The sequence below is a fragment of the Acidobacteriota bacterium genome, from assembly GCA_038040445.1.
Lineage (GTDB): Bacteria > Acidobacteriota > Blastocatellia > UBA7656 > UBA7656 > Onstottus_A > Onstottus_A frigus.
In genome coordinates this window covers 1-16149 of the sequence record JBBPIG010000032.1, presented here as the reverse complement: position 1 = coordinate 16149, position 16149 = coordinate 1, and the positions used below count along the sequence as shown (strand labels likewise).

Below are 16149 nucleotides of genomic sequence, written 5' to 3'. Positions count from 1 at the left end.
TAATGCGGTCATTCGACACTCACACACGAATCGCAACTCATCATGGAAATTTTGGGAGATTTGAAATCTGTGGAAATTTGGAGGAGATTAGAATGAAGAAGAACTTCTTGGCGTTAATCCTTGTTGCAATGGTGGTCCTTGGCGTTGCGCCGCAGAGCTTGAGCTCGACGGGGCGGCAACGCGAGCGTGATCGGGATTCAGAGGACCGCGACTTTTCGGAGAAGGACGAGTTTCGCCAGAGCTATCAGCTCTCGGCTGGGGCTCACGTCGAAGTGGAGGGAATCAACGGCACAGTGGACATCGAGACTGCTCCCGGCGGGACCGCGGAGGTTACGGTGATCCGGTCGGCACGAAACCGCGCCGATCTGGAGTATAAGAAAGTGATCGTCGAGCAAAGCGCGAGCAGCCTTGTAGTTCGCGGCGAGAAAGACCGCGACCGAAGCTTCGGGCGCAATCGCGATGTTCGTCAACGCGTGATGCTAAAGCTGCCGCGGCATATCGATCTGAGCGTCAGCGGCGTCAATGGACGAGTTGGGGTTGGCGAGGTCGATGGGCCGGTGCGGCTGCAAGGAATCAACGGCAAAGTCGAGGTCGCACAGGCGATGGGTTATTCCGACATCTCGGGAATTAACGGGCGCGTGAAGATTACGATATCGCGGCTCGGCGAGCGAGGCATTCACGTGAGCGGAGTGAACGGCGGAGTGGAACTCATGTTTTCGGAGGAGCTGAATGCTGATCTGGATGTGACCGGCATCAACGGCAGCGTGAGCCCTGAGGTCGCCAACGTCACGGTGTTTGGCAAAATCGACAGGCAGAACTTCCACGCTAAGATCGGCTCGGGCGGTGCGCCAATCAAGGTGACCGGAATCAACGGTCACGTCAAGATCGGGCGCGTCGGCTCTCCAGGCTAACAGCGCCGGTCGTTCGTTCCTCGCTTCGGCGCGTTGGTTCCGGCATCGAGCTTCTCGTGACCAAACAGTGGAACAAATGAGGCCCCCGATACGTCTAACGGGAGAACAGTCGAGGCGGCTATCGACGCAGCATCAAGATTAGATCGTTCAAGCAGTTCGGGAGTCGTTCGCGAATGAAACTCGGAGCGCTGGCTTTCGCTCTCTTTTTGAGTTCTCTCACGGCAAGCGCGCAAAGCGCGCAGCCCGCGATTAAGTCACCTGACCACGGCAAAGATACATCGAAGCCGAGCGCTTCATCTTCAAAGGTTACTCTACCTCCTGAAAAAACTCAGCCGGTCAACTTGCCGCGATTCGAAAAGCCACCGGTGATCGATGGCAACCTCGACGACGAAGCATGGAAGACTGGGGCGGTGCTCGGCGACTTCTATCAGACCCAGCCTGGCGACAACATCGCTCCTTCATATCCAACCCAGGTGTTACTGGGCTACGACAGCAAGAATCTGTACATCGCGTTTCGAGTAAAAGACGATCCCGGCAAGGTGCGCGCCACCGTCGCCAAGCGCGACGAGATATGGGACGACGACACGGTACACGTAGTTCTCGACACGTACAACGACAAGCGCAAGGCCTACATACTCGCTTTTAATCCATTTGGAATTCAAGCCGATGGGATCTTCACAGAAGGCGAAGGCGACGACTTCAGCCTGGATATTGTGATGGAGTCGAAGGGCGCGCTGACCGAAGACGGCTATGTCGTCGAGGTCGCGGTGCCTTTCAAGTCGCTTCGCTACGAAGCCGGCAAAGGAAAGCTCTGGGGCTTCAACGCGGTTCGCCGAATAAGGCGGCTCGACAACGAAAACGACTCGTGGATGCCGGTTTCACGAGACAAATCGGGCGTGCTGAATCAGCAGGGCCAGGTGACCGGGCTGGAAGGCATCGCGACCGAGCGGACGCTTGAAATCATTCCGACGTTCACGTTATCGGAGAGCGGGAGGCGAGTCCGAACGTTGTCTGTTGCCGCGGTTAATGCCGATCCGACTTTGCAGGATCCAGGCCGCTTTATCAACAAACCGGTCAAGGCAGATGCAGGGTTGAATGTTAAGTTAGGCCTCACTCCAACAGTCACGCTGGACTTCACCGCGAACCCCGACTTCGCTCAAGTGGAAGCTGATCAGCCGGTCTTAGTAGCCAACCAGCGATTCCCGATTTTCTTTTCCGAGAAGCGGCCGTTCTTCTTGGAAGGCGCGGACATTTTTCAGACTCCGCTTCAAGCGGTCCACACCCGCGCGATCATCGACCCGGACTACGCGGTTAAGCTGAGCGGCAAGCTGGGGCGAAACTCATTCGGACTGCTGCTTGCGTCGGACAACGCGCCCGGCGACTTCACCGAAGAGGAGAGGAGCGATCCGGACATAGCTGCTGACATATCGAGGTTCTTCGACAAGAATGCGTATGTGGGCGTGGTTCGCTTCAAGCGCGATGTCGGCAAAGAGAATGTTCTGGGCCTCATCGCGACCAGCTATGACTTCATCGAAAAGCACAACAAGCTCGCGGGACTCGATGGGCGGTTTCGGCTCGATCAAAAGACCACGTTCACATTCCAGATACTCGGTACAACGTCTCGACGGTTCTTCTTCACTCCCGAACTCAACGACGATGTCTATCGGACGGGAAACGCGGTGGGTTATTCCTGGAACTACGATAGGACGGGACGAAACTTCGGATACACGTTTCAGGGACAGGGCCGCACGCGCGACTATCGCTCTGACGTGGGCTTCGTCAGGCGCACGAATACGAATTCTCAGGGCAGTTTCTTTCGCTACAGCACTGACCCTAAGCCCAAGGCCAAGCTTATATCCAGGAGGATGATCGCAGGCCTCGAGACGAACTTCGACTGGCAAGGAAGGATGCAGTATTTCGGCGGGTTCGCGAATGTCGGCTTCGACCTTACGAAGCAGACGTTTTTCAACATCGGTTACAGCGAATTCTACGAGCGGCTTTTCGAGGAGGAATTCGGCGCGAAGCGAACTTCAGCACAACCAGGAGCCTTCTTCGGGAGCGACTCTGAGCGCTCGACACGCGGCAGAGCGGTGAGCGGTTTCTTTGGCACTAACTTCTCAAAAAAGTTTTCGGGATTCTTATTCGCCGGCCATAGGTGGAGCGTGTTCGACTTCGACTTCGGCGCCGGTCCGCGCTTCCCGCGCGTTAGCCCGGCAGCGCTCGCCGATCCCGACGCTCCGCTCGATCCGGGCGAGGCAAACACGTTCGACCTGGGAGTGAGCGTTGTATACAAGCCCATTGCGGCGCTGCGGGCTTCGGTCGATTACAACAGGAACCGCTTCACACGCAACGAAACGGGACGGTTGGTCTTCGTAGACAACATCTACTCATTCAAGGCGACGTATCAGTTCACTCGCTTCCTGTTCGCCCGCGCGAGAGTCGACTATGACTCGCTGGCATCCAGTCTGCGGGGCCAATATCTGTTCGGCTGGACGCCGAATCCGGGTACATCGTTCTACGTTGGCTACAATGACGACTTGAACCACAACGGATTCAGTCCGTTCACGAGTCAACTCGAGCCCGGCTTTCGGCGGAATGGCCGGACGTTTTTTATCAAGACGTCCTACCTGTTCCGGCGCAGCATTTGAGGTCGGCACCCTGGGAGCGCAGGCATCCCTGCCTGCCTCTTTGCGTCAATGGCTACTCTCCAATGCGAAACGCCATGCAGGCAAGGATGCCTGCGCTCCCAGGATGCCTGCGCTTCCGGGCAGTCTCTAATATTTGCGCAGGTCTTGAAACTTTTCGCCCCGGTGCGCCACTGACTATGCGTTAGCAATACAGGTCAGAATGTTTCAGCGTCATTCAGCCGCTCTAGAGGTTTAATGCGCGTACTCACGCGGCGCGGCGAAAGATTTGGAACATACCGCGCGGCCCGGCGATGAATTGGGCAAGAGGCACTTCTCGGAGAGGGAGGACCAATCGAATGAAACGTAGCTTTGTAATCTGCTTAGTGGCGCAACTGGCTTGCAGTTCCGCAGCCATGGCCAGTTTCGGTTTCGACTCTGAACAACAAACACCTGAGCGCCCGCGCCGAGTGGAACTCCCGGCTCGGAGCTTTCTGGGCGTTGAACTGGGAGAGGTGAATAGCGAAACAGTCCAGCGCTTGAAGCTGCGGGAGGAGCGGGGCGCGCTCATCGAGTCCGTCACAACCGGTAGCAATGCCGCTCAGGCTGGGCTTCAAAAGAACGATGTGATCGTCAAGTGGGACGCGGAGCCGATCGAAAGCGCGCGCGAATTGTCGCGTCACATTCGCGAGACGCCCGCGGGGCGCGAGGTGCGGTTGGGTGTGATGCGTGAAGGGCGTGAGATCGAGATCAACGTCAAGATGGGAGAGCGGACATCTTTGCTAAACAGGGTGAGAGTTGAACGGCCAACCCCGGTCGCCAGGGTAAGAGTCAGACCCGACGTGCAAGTGGTGAGGCCGCGCGTGAGCGAACGCGGTCACCTGGGTGTCCAGCTCCAAAGCATGACCCCGCAGCTTGCCGAATACTTCGGCCTGTCAAAGAGAACGGGAGCTTTGGTGGTCTTCGTGTTCGCCGATTCACCGGCGGCCAAGGCGGGCCTCAAGGCGGGAGATGTAATTCTTTCCGCCGGCGGCGAGGCGGTTAACAACCCGATGGATCTTCGCCGGGTACTAACCGAGAAGCCGGAAGGGCCGGTTGAGTTTAAGGTTGTTCGCGATAAGCAGGAGCGCACTCTGACTGTTCAGGTCGAGAAGAGCACTGGTTCGTGGCTACTAGAGCCTGACGACTTCGGTGAGGCGGCGACGCCTAGACTGGCAATAGCGCCCATGAAAATTCAACTGCCGAAGATGACGATAGCTCCGGTGGCGATCGCGCTCCCGAGGATCGCTCTTTCTCCCATGCATGTTCAAGTTCCGAGGATCACGATGGCTCCGCTCGCGCTGCCCGCGCTGAAGCTCGATCTTTCGCCCATGAAGATCGAAATGCCGCAGATCAAGATTCCTCCGATCAATGTTGTGATCGTGCCTAGACGAATACTGCTTTGAGGTTGGAGATCATCGCGTGGCAAGTTGCGTCACGCGATGATCTTTCTGCGATCGCGCCTCAGCAGATCGAACCCAAAGAACTGACGTCGACTTTGAATCTCAGGACTATGGCTCGAAGTTGAAGGTCAGCGTGCCGATGACTCTCACCGTGACTCCTGAGAGCGTAGTCGGCGAGAACAGCCACTGACGCGCGGCGTCAACTGCAGCGTCCTTCAGGAGCGGGTGACCTGAGATTGCTCTCGCGGAGGTTACCGCGCCGGCTTCGTCAACTGTCACTTCGACAACAACCGCGCCGCTGACCCTTGCTGCTTTTGCGAGAGGGGGATAATTAGCTTCTACGCGGTGAGTAGCCGAAGTCATCATCACTCCGCCGGACTTGCGAATCACACTAGATGCGTCCGGTTCTCGAGGCGGAGGAGGCGGCGGCGGCGGCGCCGGAGTAAAAAAGGTCCCCCAAATGTCCCCGTCCTCAAACTTGACTCCAACGACCTTGACCTCCAATCGAGCGGGATTCCCCCACACGACTAGGTGCGTGAACGACGAATCCTCTCCAACCTTTCCGAATCCGCCGAGTTCGTAAGAGGCATAAGGTTCGATGGCAAGCTTGAACTTATCCATGAGCGTCCCACTGTAGCTTGCGTTGGACTCCTTGTTCAGGAACCGCATCGCGATGCCGGTAATGCGCCGGCTGGTATTGTTCGCCAGTCGGACATCTACCCTCAGCAGCCACCTCTCTATTGGCCCTGAATCGACGCCGGCGCGCCGCATCGACCCTGCTTCGAGCCTCGCTGCCTTTGCAGTTGCGCTCGTGATTGAGAGAGGAGCGCCATCGCTGTTGTCGGAGTGGAGGCGCGTCTCTGGAGCCTGCTCAAGCTGCTTCAATATTTCGGCCGACAGCGGAGGTGGAGGAGGCGGAGGAGGCGGAGGCACAGTTCCCCAAACGTCGCCATCTTCGAACACCACTCCAGCTACTCTCACAGTCCAGCCGGAAGGCCCGCCGGTCAGAAAGATAATTCGCTTCTGTCCACCTGATGTATGAACGCCGCGTCGCTCGACAACGGACGGAGCGCGTTCATAATATGCTCTACGCTCGAGACCGTTCCTGAACTCCAAAGTGAAGCCGCTTATCCGCCGGTCGGTGTTGTTGGCCACAGTGACTAGAGGAAGTACCGCGTACTCGTCTCCGGGGGCATCTTGCATGCGCGGAACGGCTCTCACTCTCGCGTCAGTGATCAACAGCGGGGCTTTGGCAGAGTTCTTGAACTCAACCGCGGTCTCCGGGGCTAGCTCGAGCCTTTTGATAAGCTTGTCCTGTTCGTCGATGAGCGTGAATTCACTAACTCCACCCGGGACGCCGCCGGGAATTCCACCCGGGACCCCGCCGGGAACTCCACCTGGAACTCCACCTGGGACACCACCAATGACTCCTCCGCGGGGTTTCCGGCTCTGGGCTACAACTCCTTCGCGCGTAAGAAGCCCGGTCGCGATCGATAGGGTTATTACTAGCGCGGCGATTGAACCAACAGCCGCGCGGTGCCATACCAAGAGGTTGACCTTGACGTTTCCTGACATGATTCGCTCAACCCTCCTTCCTAGATTTGAGCCGGTAACGTTAGACGCTCCGGCTACACTCCAACCCAGACAAAACCGTAAGACCTTTACGAGGCTCGAGGCGTAAACGTCTGCCGCTCCGCCTAGCCGTATTACTTCTTCATCGCAGGCCCGCTCGCGTTCGGCAAGCAGCAAGCGATCCAACATCCATACGATCGGATGGAACCAGAGCACACAACAGAGAAGTCTATGCAGGTTCGCAGTCAGGTTATCCCATCGCGCGACGTGAATCAGCTCGTGCATAACTACTGCCTCAAGCTCGGCATCGCTGAGTTCCTCGGCCATGCTTGCCGGCAGCAATACCACCGGCTTCCAGATGCCCCAGACTCCAGGCTCAATTGTTCCCGGCAGCACCGACAGACCCACGTCGCGCCGGATGCCCAGCCAGGATCTGACGCGACTGAGCGCCAGTCTTTCTCTTGCAGAATGGGTCACTGTTCTAACGCGCATTGCGGCGCGGAATCGCCGGCGCCTCATCCACCACAACGCCAGCAAGAGAATGCAGCCGGTGAACCACACCACGGTCAGCACGCAGAACAGTTCATTGTGAACGGGAGCAACCGAGGCGTGCGCGCCGGTGGATTTGTCGAACTGAATGAGAGGCGCAGCGAGTTGATAAATAGCGGTGAAGCCTTCGCCAGTCTCAGTGGTTGAAGCCAAAATAGAGGAGAAATCAACACCGAACCGGCTGGCCATTGAAACAAAAAGAGCCGAAGGTAGCGCAAACTTGACCGAAGCAATCAGCCAAACAAGGTAGCGCGCCCGACCGGGCGCGTTCTTCAGGAAGGCTGCCGCTGCGAACACGGCAATCGAAAGGAGCGTTGCCTGCCAGAGGTGGTTTGCGAGCAAGGGCCAACCCCAGCTTGACCAATCAGCCAGCCACTGATGAACGGTCATGGTCGTTGTGCCTCTCTTACAGCGCTCTCGATTTTCCGCGACGGACGCGCGGAATAGTTCTTATTTTGCTCCACCCTTGTGGGGTGGATCGTCTGACCGGCGAGCTATCATGCCCTCAAGCTCTTTCAGATCGGCCAGACTCAACTTTCCAGTTTCTGCGAGGTGAGCGATCAAGGGGCGAGCGGACCCGCCGAATGATTCAAGCAGCTCGTTTATCAGTCTATGATGAGCTGACTGCCGGGTGACGACCGGCTCGAATATCAGAGCATTGCCGATTTTCTTTAGACGCCGAACAGCGCCCTTTTCCTCGAGCCTTCGCACTATCGTTTGAACGGTGGTATAGGCCGGCTGTCGTTTCTCAGGCAGCCGCTCTTGGATTTCGCGCACGGAGCCGCTGCCGATCTCCCACAGCGCATGCATGATTTCGAGCTCGAACCTGGTCAGTCTTATCGACTTCTTTCGATTCACGGTCAACCCTCTGAATCAATCATCTACTACAGATGAGGCTGACTCTACTACGACTGTCGTAGGCCGTCAAGAAAAATCGTCGTGAAGATTGGTTTTTCGGCCGGGCCCGGAGTCAGTCGAGTTGACGCGTGGGGCGGCCGCACCTAGAATCAAAAACTCAGGAAACCGGGTTGGAGTCACAATCGCGTTAGAGAGGTGATGCGTGCGTCTAGTTCCCAGGGACGAAAAGTACTTTGGTATGCTCAATCAGCTTGCCGCTCAGGTTAAACACGGCGGCGAGCTCTTCGTAAGAATCTTCGAGGACTATCAGAATCATGCGCAATACGCCGAACAGATCAAAGGGATCGAGGTGTCCTGCGATGAGCTGGGGGCAAAGATCATTCAAAAGCTCAATTCAAGTTTCATCACCCCGATTGACCGCGAAGACATCTACCTGTTGGTGACAGAGTTGGACGATGTCATCGACATGATAAACGACCTGGCGCGCCGGCTCGACATCTACAGCGTGACGATGCCGCGGCCCGACAGCGCGGAGATCGCCAGCCTTCTTGGCAGGGCTACGGTAGAGATCGAAGGCGCGTTTGCCCTGCTCGAGCGCCACAAGGGATTGGGCGAACACCTGGCCGTCATAAACCAACTGGAGAAACGCGCCGATGCTCTGTACAGCGACGCGATTCGGCGGCTGTTCAAGGAAGAAAAGGACCCGATAGAAGTAATCAAGTGGATGTCGATCTACGAGGAATTGGAGAACTCGATTGACCGCTGCAAGGATGTTGCGGAAGCGCTTGAGGCCGTGGTGGTCAAGAACAAGTAAACTGCTAGCGGGCCGAGTCAGACCGCAGAAGACGAGTTCCACAATCAACAACCCGCATTTCACAGTCCGCGGTTCTTGTAGCGGAGGTCAACCTGAATGACGACGCTAATGGCGTTTGTCGTGTTCTTCATCGCGATTGCCCTTGTTTTCGATTACATCAACGGCTTTCATGACGCGGCGAATTCGATCGCTACAGTTGTGTCGACGCGAGTGCTCTCGCCAGGCGTGGCGGTTGTTTGGGCCGCATTCTTCAATTTCATCGCCTTTGCTGTATTTGGCACTCGAGTCGCCAAGACCGTCGCGGGTGACATGATCAATATCAGAGCCATCGACGAAGAATGGCGTCTGTGGGTTCTGTTGTGCGGAGTCACGGGGGCTATCGTCTGGAACCTTATCACGTGGTATTACGGCCTGCCGTCCAGCTCATCGCACGCTCTTGTAGGAGGCTACGCGGGTGCTGCGCTGGTGGCGCACGGCGGAATCTCCGGGTTGTTCGTCGCTTCAGGGTGGATCAAGACAGTCTCTTTCATTGTCATCTCGCCGCTGGTCGGACTGTTGCTGGGATTTTCACTGATGCTTGCGATATTCTGGATCTTTCGCCGCCGCACGCCCGACCGCGTTGACAGACTGTTCCGCAAGTTGCAGATCGTGTCTGCTGCGATGTTCAGCCTGGGACATGGCGGAAATGATGCGCAGAAGACAATGGGAATAATCGCCGCTGCGTTGGTCGCCTCCAGCGTCAACGTGAACGCATCGCATGAGATTCCGTTGTGGGTCGTGCTCTCGTGTCATGCGGCGATAGGGCTTGGCACTCTAACGGGCGGCTGGCGAATCGTGCATACAATGGGTTCGCGCATAACAAAGCTAAAGCCTGTAGGCGGCTTTGCTGCGGAAACGGCCGGCGCTGCGGCTCTCTTCATGTCTACCTACGGGGGCATTCCGGTCAGTACTACGCACACGATAACCGGAGGCATCATTGGCGTCGGAGCTACACGCAGGCTATCAGCGGTGAGGTGGGGCATAGCTCGCAGGGTAGTTTGGGCCTGGACTCTGACGATTCCGATGTCCGCTCTAATTGCCGCCCTCGCCTATTTGCTTGTTCGGATCGCGCACTGGTTGTAACGAAAGCACTGAACTCCGATCAATCGGGGCGACTGGGTTGGGGCGATTCTCGATAGGGTTTGGGTACGCCTCTGGCCGTGGTCGACGAGAGTCACGAGTCGCCGACGGCCCTCTGATGGGTCAAGGAGATGAGTAACCGGGGATTATTATTGACTTCATTTTCCGCCGATGTTAAAAGGTAATCGTTCTTGAGGTTATACATTCCGCAACTCTTGGATCGTCGAATCGCGTTGCGCGGTGCCCCTTTTTCGAAGAGTTGGTTTATTAGACGCCTCCCGCTTTGACTTCTCTCAGTCGACGCTCCTGTTCACCCCCGATCCGCGCGTAGTGCGCTAGCTCGCGGTTTGGCCAGCGGTTTCATTGCTTTGCAGGCCGTTAGCTCGACCGCGGTCCTTTCGTAAAAAATGGCTCAGCCAAGAGGGGAGCAGAAGTGCGTGTTGACTATGTCGGCGAAACTGGGCGAATCGCTTCTTAAAGACAATCTCATAACTCCTCAGCAGCTCAAGGAAGCACTTGACTACCAGAGAGTCAACGGAGGGCGCTTAGCGTCCACGCTCGTGAGGCTCTGCATGCTTTCTGATGAGGAAGTGACGGCCGTTCTCAGCCGGCAGTACGGAGTCCCCTCAGTCAATCTCGACCTCTTCGAAGTGGATCCGGCAGCCGTAGCACTGGTCCCTCAAGAGACGGCCGAACGATATTCAGTGTTGCCTCTCTCTCGCGTGGGTGCGACGCTCACGCTGGCAATGGTCGATCCGACCAATGTGTTTGCCGTCGACGACATAAAGTTCATGACGGGCCTGTCGGTGGAACCCGTCGTGGTGAGTGAGACGGCCCTGAACGCCGCGGTCAGGAAATATTACGGGAGCTCGCGCGAGATGGAACTCGCCAAGGTCATGGAAGACCTTGTGGCGGAGACCACGGGCATCCCTGACTTCGGCGATGACATAGATCAGCTCGAGCTCGAGAACGTCGAAGAAGAGATAGACCTGGAGAACCTCGAGAGGATGTCCGAAGACGCGCCAGTGGTAAAGCTGGTCAACGTCATCCTGGTCGACGCTCTGCGTAGGGGAGCCTCGGATATTCACCTTGAGCCTTACGAAAAAGAGTTTCGAGTGCGGTTCCGGATGGACGGTGTGCTCTACAACATAATGTCACCGCCGATGAAAATGCGTGACGCGCTGACATCGAGACTGAAGATCATGGCCAGGCTTGATATTGCCGAGAAGAGACTGCCCCAAGACGGGCGAATCAAGATTCGAGTGCGGCTCGAGAACCGCTCGCGTGAGCTCGATTTCCGGGTGTCGACACTGCCGACGATCTTCGGTGAGAAAATGGTTCTGCGGCTGCTCGACAAGGAGAACCTGCGGCTCGACATGACTCAGCTCGGGTTTGAGCCCGAGAGTCTCGAGAAATTCAAAAGGAACATCTCCAAGCCTTATGGGATGGTGCTGGTGACCGGGCCAACGGGATCCGGAAAAACGTCGACTCTTTACTCGGCGCTTCAGAGCTTGAACACGCCGGAGACGAACATAATAACTGCCGAAGATCCGGTTGAGTTCAATTTGCCGGGCATTAATCAGGTACAGATGAAAGAGTCGATCGGGCTGAACTTTGCCGCCGCGCTGCGGTCGTTTCTGAGACAGGACCCGAACATTATCCTGGTTGGAGAGATCCGCGACTTTGAGACCGCGGAGATCGCGGTTAAGGCTGCGCTGACCGGCCACCTTGTGCTGTCGACCCTGCACACGAACGACGCGCCGTCGACGATTAGCCGCTTGATGAATATGGGTATCGAGCCGTTCCTTGTGGCCACTTCAGTGAACCTCATCCAGGCCCAGCGACTGGTACGCCGCATCTGCAAAGAGTGCAAGACGGAGGTGAAGAGCTTGGATGAGGCTCTGATCGACGTCGGGTTTCCCGCTAGCGAGTTGAAGGAGATAAAGACTTTCAAGGGAGCCGGCTGCAGCAATTGCAACGGTACGGGGTACAAAGGCCGGGTAGGTCTGTATGAGGTCATGGAGATAACCGAGGAGCTTCGCGAGTTGATTCTGGTCGGCGCGTCGGGCCTTGAGCTGCGCCGAAAGGCAATAGAAGACGGAATGCTTACGCTGAGGCAGAGTGGACTGGAGAAGATAAGGCAGGGAATGACTAGCCTCGAAGAGGTTGTGAGAGAGACTGTGAAATAGGATTTGGAGGAGTTATGCCGGAGATTGCGTTGAGCGAGTTGCTACGAAAAATGATCGAGCATGGGGGGTCGGATCTGCACATAACGACGAACTCTGCTCCGATGGTGCGTGTGCATGGTGTACTCAGGCCGCTGGAGTACGCGGAACTGACGCCGGCCGAGACTAAGCAGCTTGCGTATTCGGTACTGACCGATGCACAAAAGCACCGATTTGAGGAGACGCTCGAGCTGGACTTCTCTTTCGGGATAAAGGGACTCTCGAGGTTTCGCGCCAACATATTCAACCAGCGTGGCGCGGTAGGGGCGGTCTTTCGATCGATTCCCTATGAGATTCGAGCGTTCGAAGAACTTGGACTTCCCTCGGTAATCGAAAAGCTATGCGAAAAACCGCGCGGACTCATCCTGGTTACAGGCCCGACTGGTTCGGGGAAGTCGACGACGCTTGCAGCCATGATCGACAAGGTCAACCGCGATCGCCACGAGCACATTATCACGGTGGAGGACCCAATTGAGTATCTGCACGGCCACAAGGGCTGTATCGTCAATCAGCGCGAGGTGCACGCCGACACCCACACATTTGCGAACGCGCTACGCTCAGCGCTGCGCCAGGATCCGGACGTCGTCCTGATCGGTGAGATGCGCGACCTCGAAACGACAGAGACGGCTCTCAGAATCGCGGAGACCGGTCACTTAACCTTCGCCACGCTTCACACCAACTCGGCGGCGTCTTCGATCAATCGCATCATCGACATTTTCCCCGCTGGCCAGCAAGCGCAGATTCGCACTCAGCTCTCGATGGTGCTCGAAGGGATCGTCACACAGGCACTGCTTCCGAAAGCAAATGGGCAGGGACGCGCGCTGGCGATGGAAGTACTGGTGCCGAATTCGGCCATCCGGAACTTGATTCGCGAGGACAAGATTCATCAGGTCTACTCAATGATGCAAACCGGGCAGGACAAGTTCGGGATGCAGACGTTCAATCAATCGTTGGCGAGCCTCTACTTCAAGAAGCAAATCACTCTGGAAATGGCGATGGCGCGTTCGTCGAATGCAGACGAGCTTCAAGATCTGATCAATCGCGGAGCTGCCGCGCTTCAAACGCAGCCTCGCGTGCCGGGTTATCCCTCGCAGGGGACGAAGCCTCAGGCCCCACTCGGGAGAGTCGGGAGATGAATTAGCGAGCGCTTAATCGGATACAATCGTGCGGAGGCTCGCCCCTAGCCTCAACGCTGAAAACCGAAAGGTGGGAGACAGAGATGCCGACTTATGTTTTTAAGGGCCGCAATCGAGTGAACGAGATTGTTGTCGGTGAGCGAGTAGCAGCCGACCGTGGTGCGCTTGAAGCGATGCTTCGGCGCGAGCAGGTTATTCTGACCAACGCGAGAGAGAAGGGACGCGAGATCAGTTTGCCAAAGCTGGGCCGGGAGCGGGTGAAGCACAAGGACTTGGCTCTCTTTACGAGACAGTTTTCTGTGATGCTCGACGCCGGTCTGCCACTGGTCCAATGCCTAGAGATACTCGGGCAGCAACAGGACAACAAATTCTTTCAGAAGGTGATTTTTCAAACACGCGCGGATGTCGAAGCTGGCATGACCTTGGCGGATGCGATGGCAAAACACCCGCGCGTCTTCGAGTCTCTGTACACAAATATGGTTGCTGCGGGCGAAGCGGGCGGTATTCTCGACGTGATTCTGCAACGGCTTTCGACCTACCTAGAGAAGATGGTCAAGCTGAAGAGCGACGTCAAGAGTGCGCTGATTTATCCGATAGCGGTGATTGTCATTTCGATCATTGTGATATCGATAATAATGATTGTCGTCATACCTGCCTTCAAGAACATCTTCGAAGGGTTGTTGGGTCCGGGCGAGCGCCTGCCGTGGTTGACCGAGTTCATAGTGTCGATCTCGCAGTTCATGGCCAGTTACTGGTGGCTGATCGCACTCGTCATCGGCATAATCGTATTCGCGGCGAAGACCTGGTACAAGACTGAAAAGGGACAGCACTTCATAGACAGCCTGATTCTGAAGCTGCCGATCTTAGGACCCATTATGCGAAAGATCGCTGTCGCGCGATTCAGCAGGACGCTCTCGACTCTGCTAAGCTCCGGCGTGCCGATCCTTGAGTCGTTGGAAATAACAGCGCGCACGGCAGGAAACGTGATCGTTTCGGAAGCTATCCGCAAGGTTCGTTCCGGCATAGAGCAGGGGCAAACCTTTGTAGAACCGCTCAAAGCCAGTGGAGTGTTCCCTATAATGGTCTCGCAGATGATCGGGGTCGGCGAGCAGACTGGCGCTCTTGACGCGATGCTGTCAAAAATAGCTGATTTCTACGAGCAAGAAGTAGATGCGGCAGTTGCCAACTTGCTTAGCCTCATGGAGCCGGCAATGATCCTCTTTCTCGGGGTGACAATTGGCACGATCGTGATAGCTATGTACTTGCCGCTGTTCACACTGATCGGAAAGCTCGCGGGGGGGCATTGATCAGACGAACAGGGTGATCTCCGATTGGTTGCGTTGAACTAAATCTAATTATCTGCGGATTCTCGATCGCCGTTGACCGCTAAGGAGCGTTCAACGGCGATTCCTTTTACAGGGTCTTCAATGACCATCCTGCCACGTGAACGGTTCCCGCGCTAACTCGGGTGCGGGATGTTTGAAACGGGTCTCGGCGTTTGGTAGTGCGTACCAGTTGTGTTGCTGTGAGAATCACCTGAACGTGAGTTGCCTCGGGCCATGAAATATTCCGAAGTCCGTTTCGAGTAAGAAAAACCGTGTAGCTGATTTCACCTTTTCTTGGTGCAAATCAGAAACGGTTGTTATAAAATGCGGCCCGTCGCCGAGACGTACGTTGTCCTTGCCGCCCGCTTCTCGGATTCGAGACAACATTCTTAAACGAGAAATCGCGACAAATGCGACATCCCGAATTGATCTCGTGCGGCGCGTGTTATATCTTCCCTTAGCGAATGAGGCATTCGTCACTGCTCGTGAGGGAGTCATCCGGGAGCAAATGATCACGAGTATCACTAGAGCGCTATCAGATGTTTATGCCGGAAAGGCGCCGATTGATTATCCGAACTTTGAGAATCGTTGCTGCCGTCCTCTGTGCAAAGCAGGCCGACGAGTCGTCGCAAAATACAAAAACTTGTGACGGGCGCTCGTTGGGGCGAGCGCCCGTCACAAAGGTTGTCGTTTCTCCTTTAGCGGCTAGAGAGGGTACGCTTCGTGGCGAGGACCGACTGCCCAGGAAGTCCTAATCTCGTTGCGTTCCCTCTCCTTTTTTCCTCATAGGCTCTTCCGCCATGAAATCAATGCTGATCATAGACGGGTCCGTGACCATTGCCAAATTGTTTGCGGAGATCTTTGAGAGACGCGGCTGGAGAGTCGCCACCTGCGGTGATCGAGACTGCGCGATGGGGCGATTGGCCGGAAGCGAACCATACGACGTTGTCCTGCTCAGCTACCGCGTGCCGGGAACTGACGGGGTGAAGCTTGTCAGGTTCATCAGAGCACTTGAGCACCGCATGAGAACTGCCGTAGTGATGGTGACCGGCGACGGCGAGGTGACCGACCAGGCCCGAGCGGCGGGCGCCGACGAAGTTCTGCTCAAGCCCGTTAACCCAAACGCATTAGTTTGTGCTGTCGACAAGCAGATCTCGTGAGTTGGTAGTCAGGGGTTCAGTAGCCGACGGATGCTGCGGTCACGCCTGAGAATTATTTCTTTGACAGTCGGATTATTCGGATCGCGATTCGCGTCCTGATTAATAGCGAACGAATGAGGTTGGGGCATCTTCATAAATCAGAGTGTTTTTTAAGTTCTCGCTAGAGCCTACAAGTGTCTTGGTCAACCGACGGGAAGCTATGAATCGCTTAAGTTTGTTTAAACGAGAACCATTCATGTAAAAGGAGTGAGATGTCAGGAAAAACAACCAGCCAGCAAAAGCGCTCAGGTTTGCTGACCCGGCGCAAGCCCCAAGTCGTCATTGCTGTTGCCTTCGTGCTGAGCCTGGCCGCAGCCTTGACTATGCTGGCTAACTCCGGCGCGTTCGATTCTGCGCTCAGGCAAAAGGAGAAGA

General features: G+C 56.2%; 11 protein-coding genes. 9 read left to right on the top strand and 2 right to left on the bottom strand.

Annotation, left to right across the window (positions count from 1 at the left end):
- Positions 1–92: 92 nt before the first annotated feature.
- From AABO57_25115 to AABO57_25105, 3 genes are all read left to right on the top strand, one after another.
- Positions 93–911, top strand: coding sequence for a hypothetical protein (locus AABO57_25115; GenBank protein MEK6289014.1), 819 nt, complete (start codon positions 93–95; stop codon positions 909–911).
- 173 nt (positions 912–1084) lie between these two features.
- Entirely contained in the window at positions 1085–3559 is a 2475-nt protein-coding gene (locus tag AABO57_25110; protein ID MEK6289013.1) for a DUF5916 domain-containing protein, read from the top strand.
- A 335-nt stretch (positions 3560–3894) separates the two neighbouring features.
- Positions 3895–4980 (top strand): PDZ domain-containing protein, encoded by a 1086-nt coding sequence (locus AABO57_25105; protein MEK6289012.1) that lies wholly within the window; start codon positions 3895–3897, stop codon positions 4978–4980.
- A 105-nt stretch (positions 4981–5085) separates the two neighbouring features.
- On the opposite strand, the gene AABO57_25100 is transcribed toward AABO57_25105, so the two are convergent.
- On the bottom strand, positions 5086–7488 hold the full coding sequence (locus AABO57_25100) for a M56 family metallopeptidase (GenBank protein MEK6289011.1): 2403 nt from the start codon (positions 7486–7488) through the stop codon (positions 5086–5088).
- Positions 7489–7548: 60 nt separating this feature from the next.
- Positions 7549–7956 carry a BlaI/MecI/CopY family transcriptional regulator gene (locus tag AABO57_25095; GenBank protein ID MEK6289010.1) on the bottom strand — a complete coding sequence of 136 codons (408 nt, stop codon included), beginning with the start codon at positions 7954–7956 and terminating at the stop codon, positions 7549–7551.
- A 202-nt stretch (positions 7957–8158) separates the two neighbouring features.
- On the opposite strand from AABO57_25095, the gene AABO57_25090 reads away from it, so the two are divergent.
- The 6 genes from AABO57_25090 to AABO57_25065 all read left to right on the top strand — a co-directional run bounded on the left by AABO57_25090 (position 8159) and on the right by AABO57_25065 (position 15735).
- Positions 8159–8770: a DUF47 family protein gene (locus AABO57_25090; protein ID MEK6289009.1), complete on the top strand. Its 612-nt coding sequence runs from the start codon at positions 8159–8161 to the stop codon at positions 8768–8770.
- A 96-nt stretch (positions 8771–8866) separates the two neighbouring features.
- Positions 8867–9892 (top strand): inorganic phosphate transporter, encoded by a 1026-nt coding sequence (locus tag AABO57_25085; GenBank protein MEK6289008.1) that lies wholly within the window; start codon positions 8867–8869, stop codon positions 9890–9892.
- Between the two features lie 443 nt (positions 9893–10335).
- Positions 10336–12078 (top strand): type IV-A pilus assembly ATPase PilB, encoded by a 1743-nt coding sequence (pilB, locus tag AABO57_25080; GenBank protein MEK6289007.1) that lies wholly within the window; start codon positions 10336–10338, stop codon positions 12076–12078.
- Between the two features lie 14 nt (positions 12079–12092).
- On the top strand, positions 12093–13250 hold the full coding sequence (locus tag AABO57_25075) for a type IV pilus twitching motility protein PilT (GenBank protein MEK6289006.1): 1158 nt from the start codon (positions 12093–12095) through the stop codon (positions 13248–13250).
- Between the two features lie 83 nt (positions 13251–13333).
- On the top strand, positions 13334–14557 hold the full coding sequence (locus AABO57_25070) for a type II secretion system F family protein (protein MEK6289005.1): 1224 nt from the start codon (positions 13334–13336) through the stop codon (positions 14555–14557).
- A gap of 818 nt (positions 14558–15375) precedes the next feature.
- Entirely contained in the window at positions 15376–15735 is a 360-nt protein-coding gene (locus AABO57_25065) for a response regulator (protein MEK6289004.1), read from the top strand.
- The last annotated feature ends 414 nt before the right edge of the window (positions 15736–16149 follow it).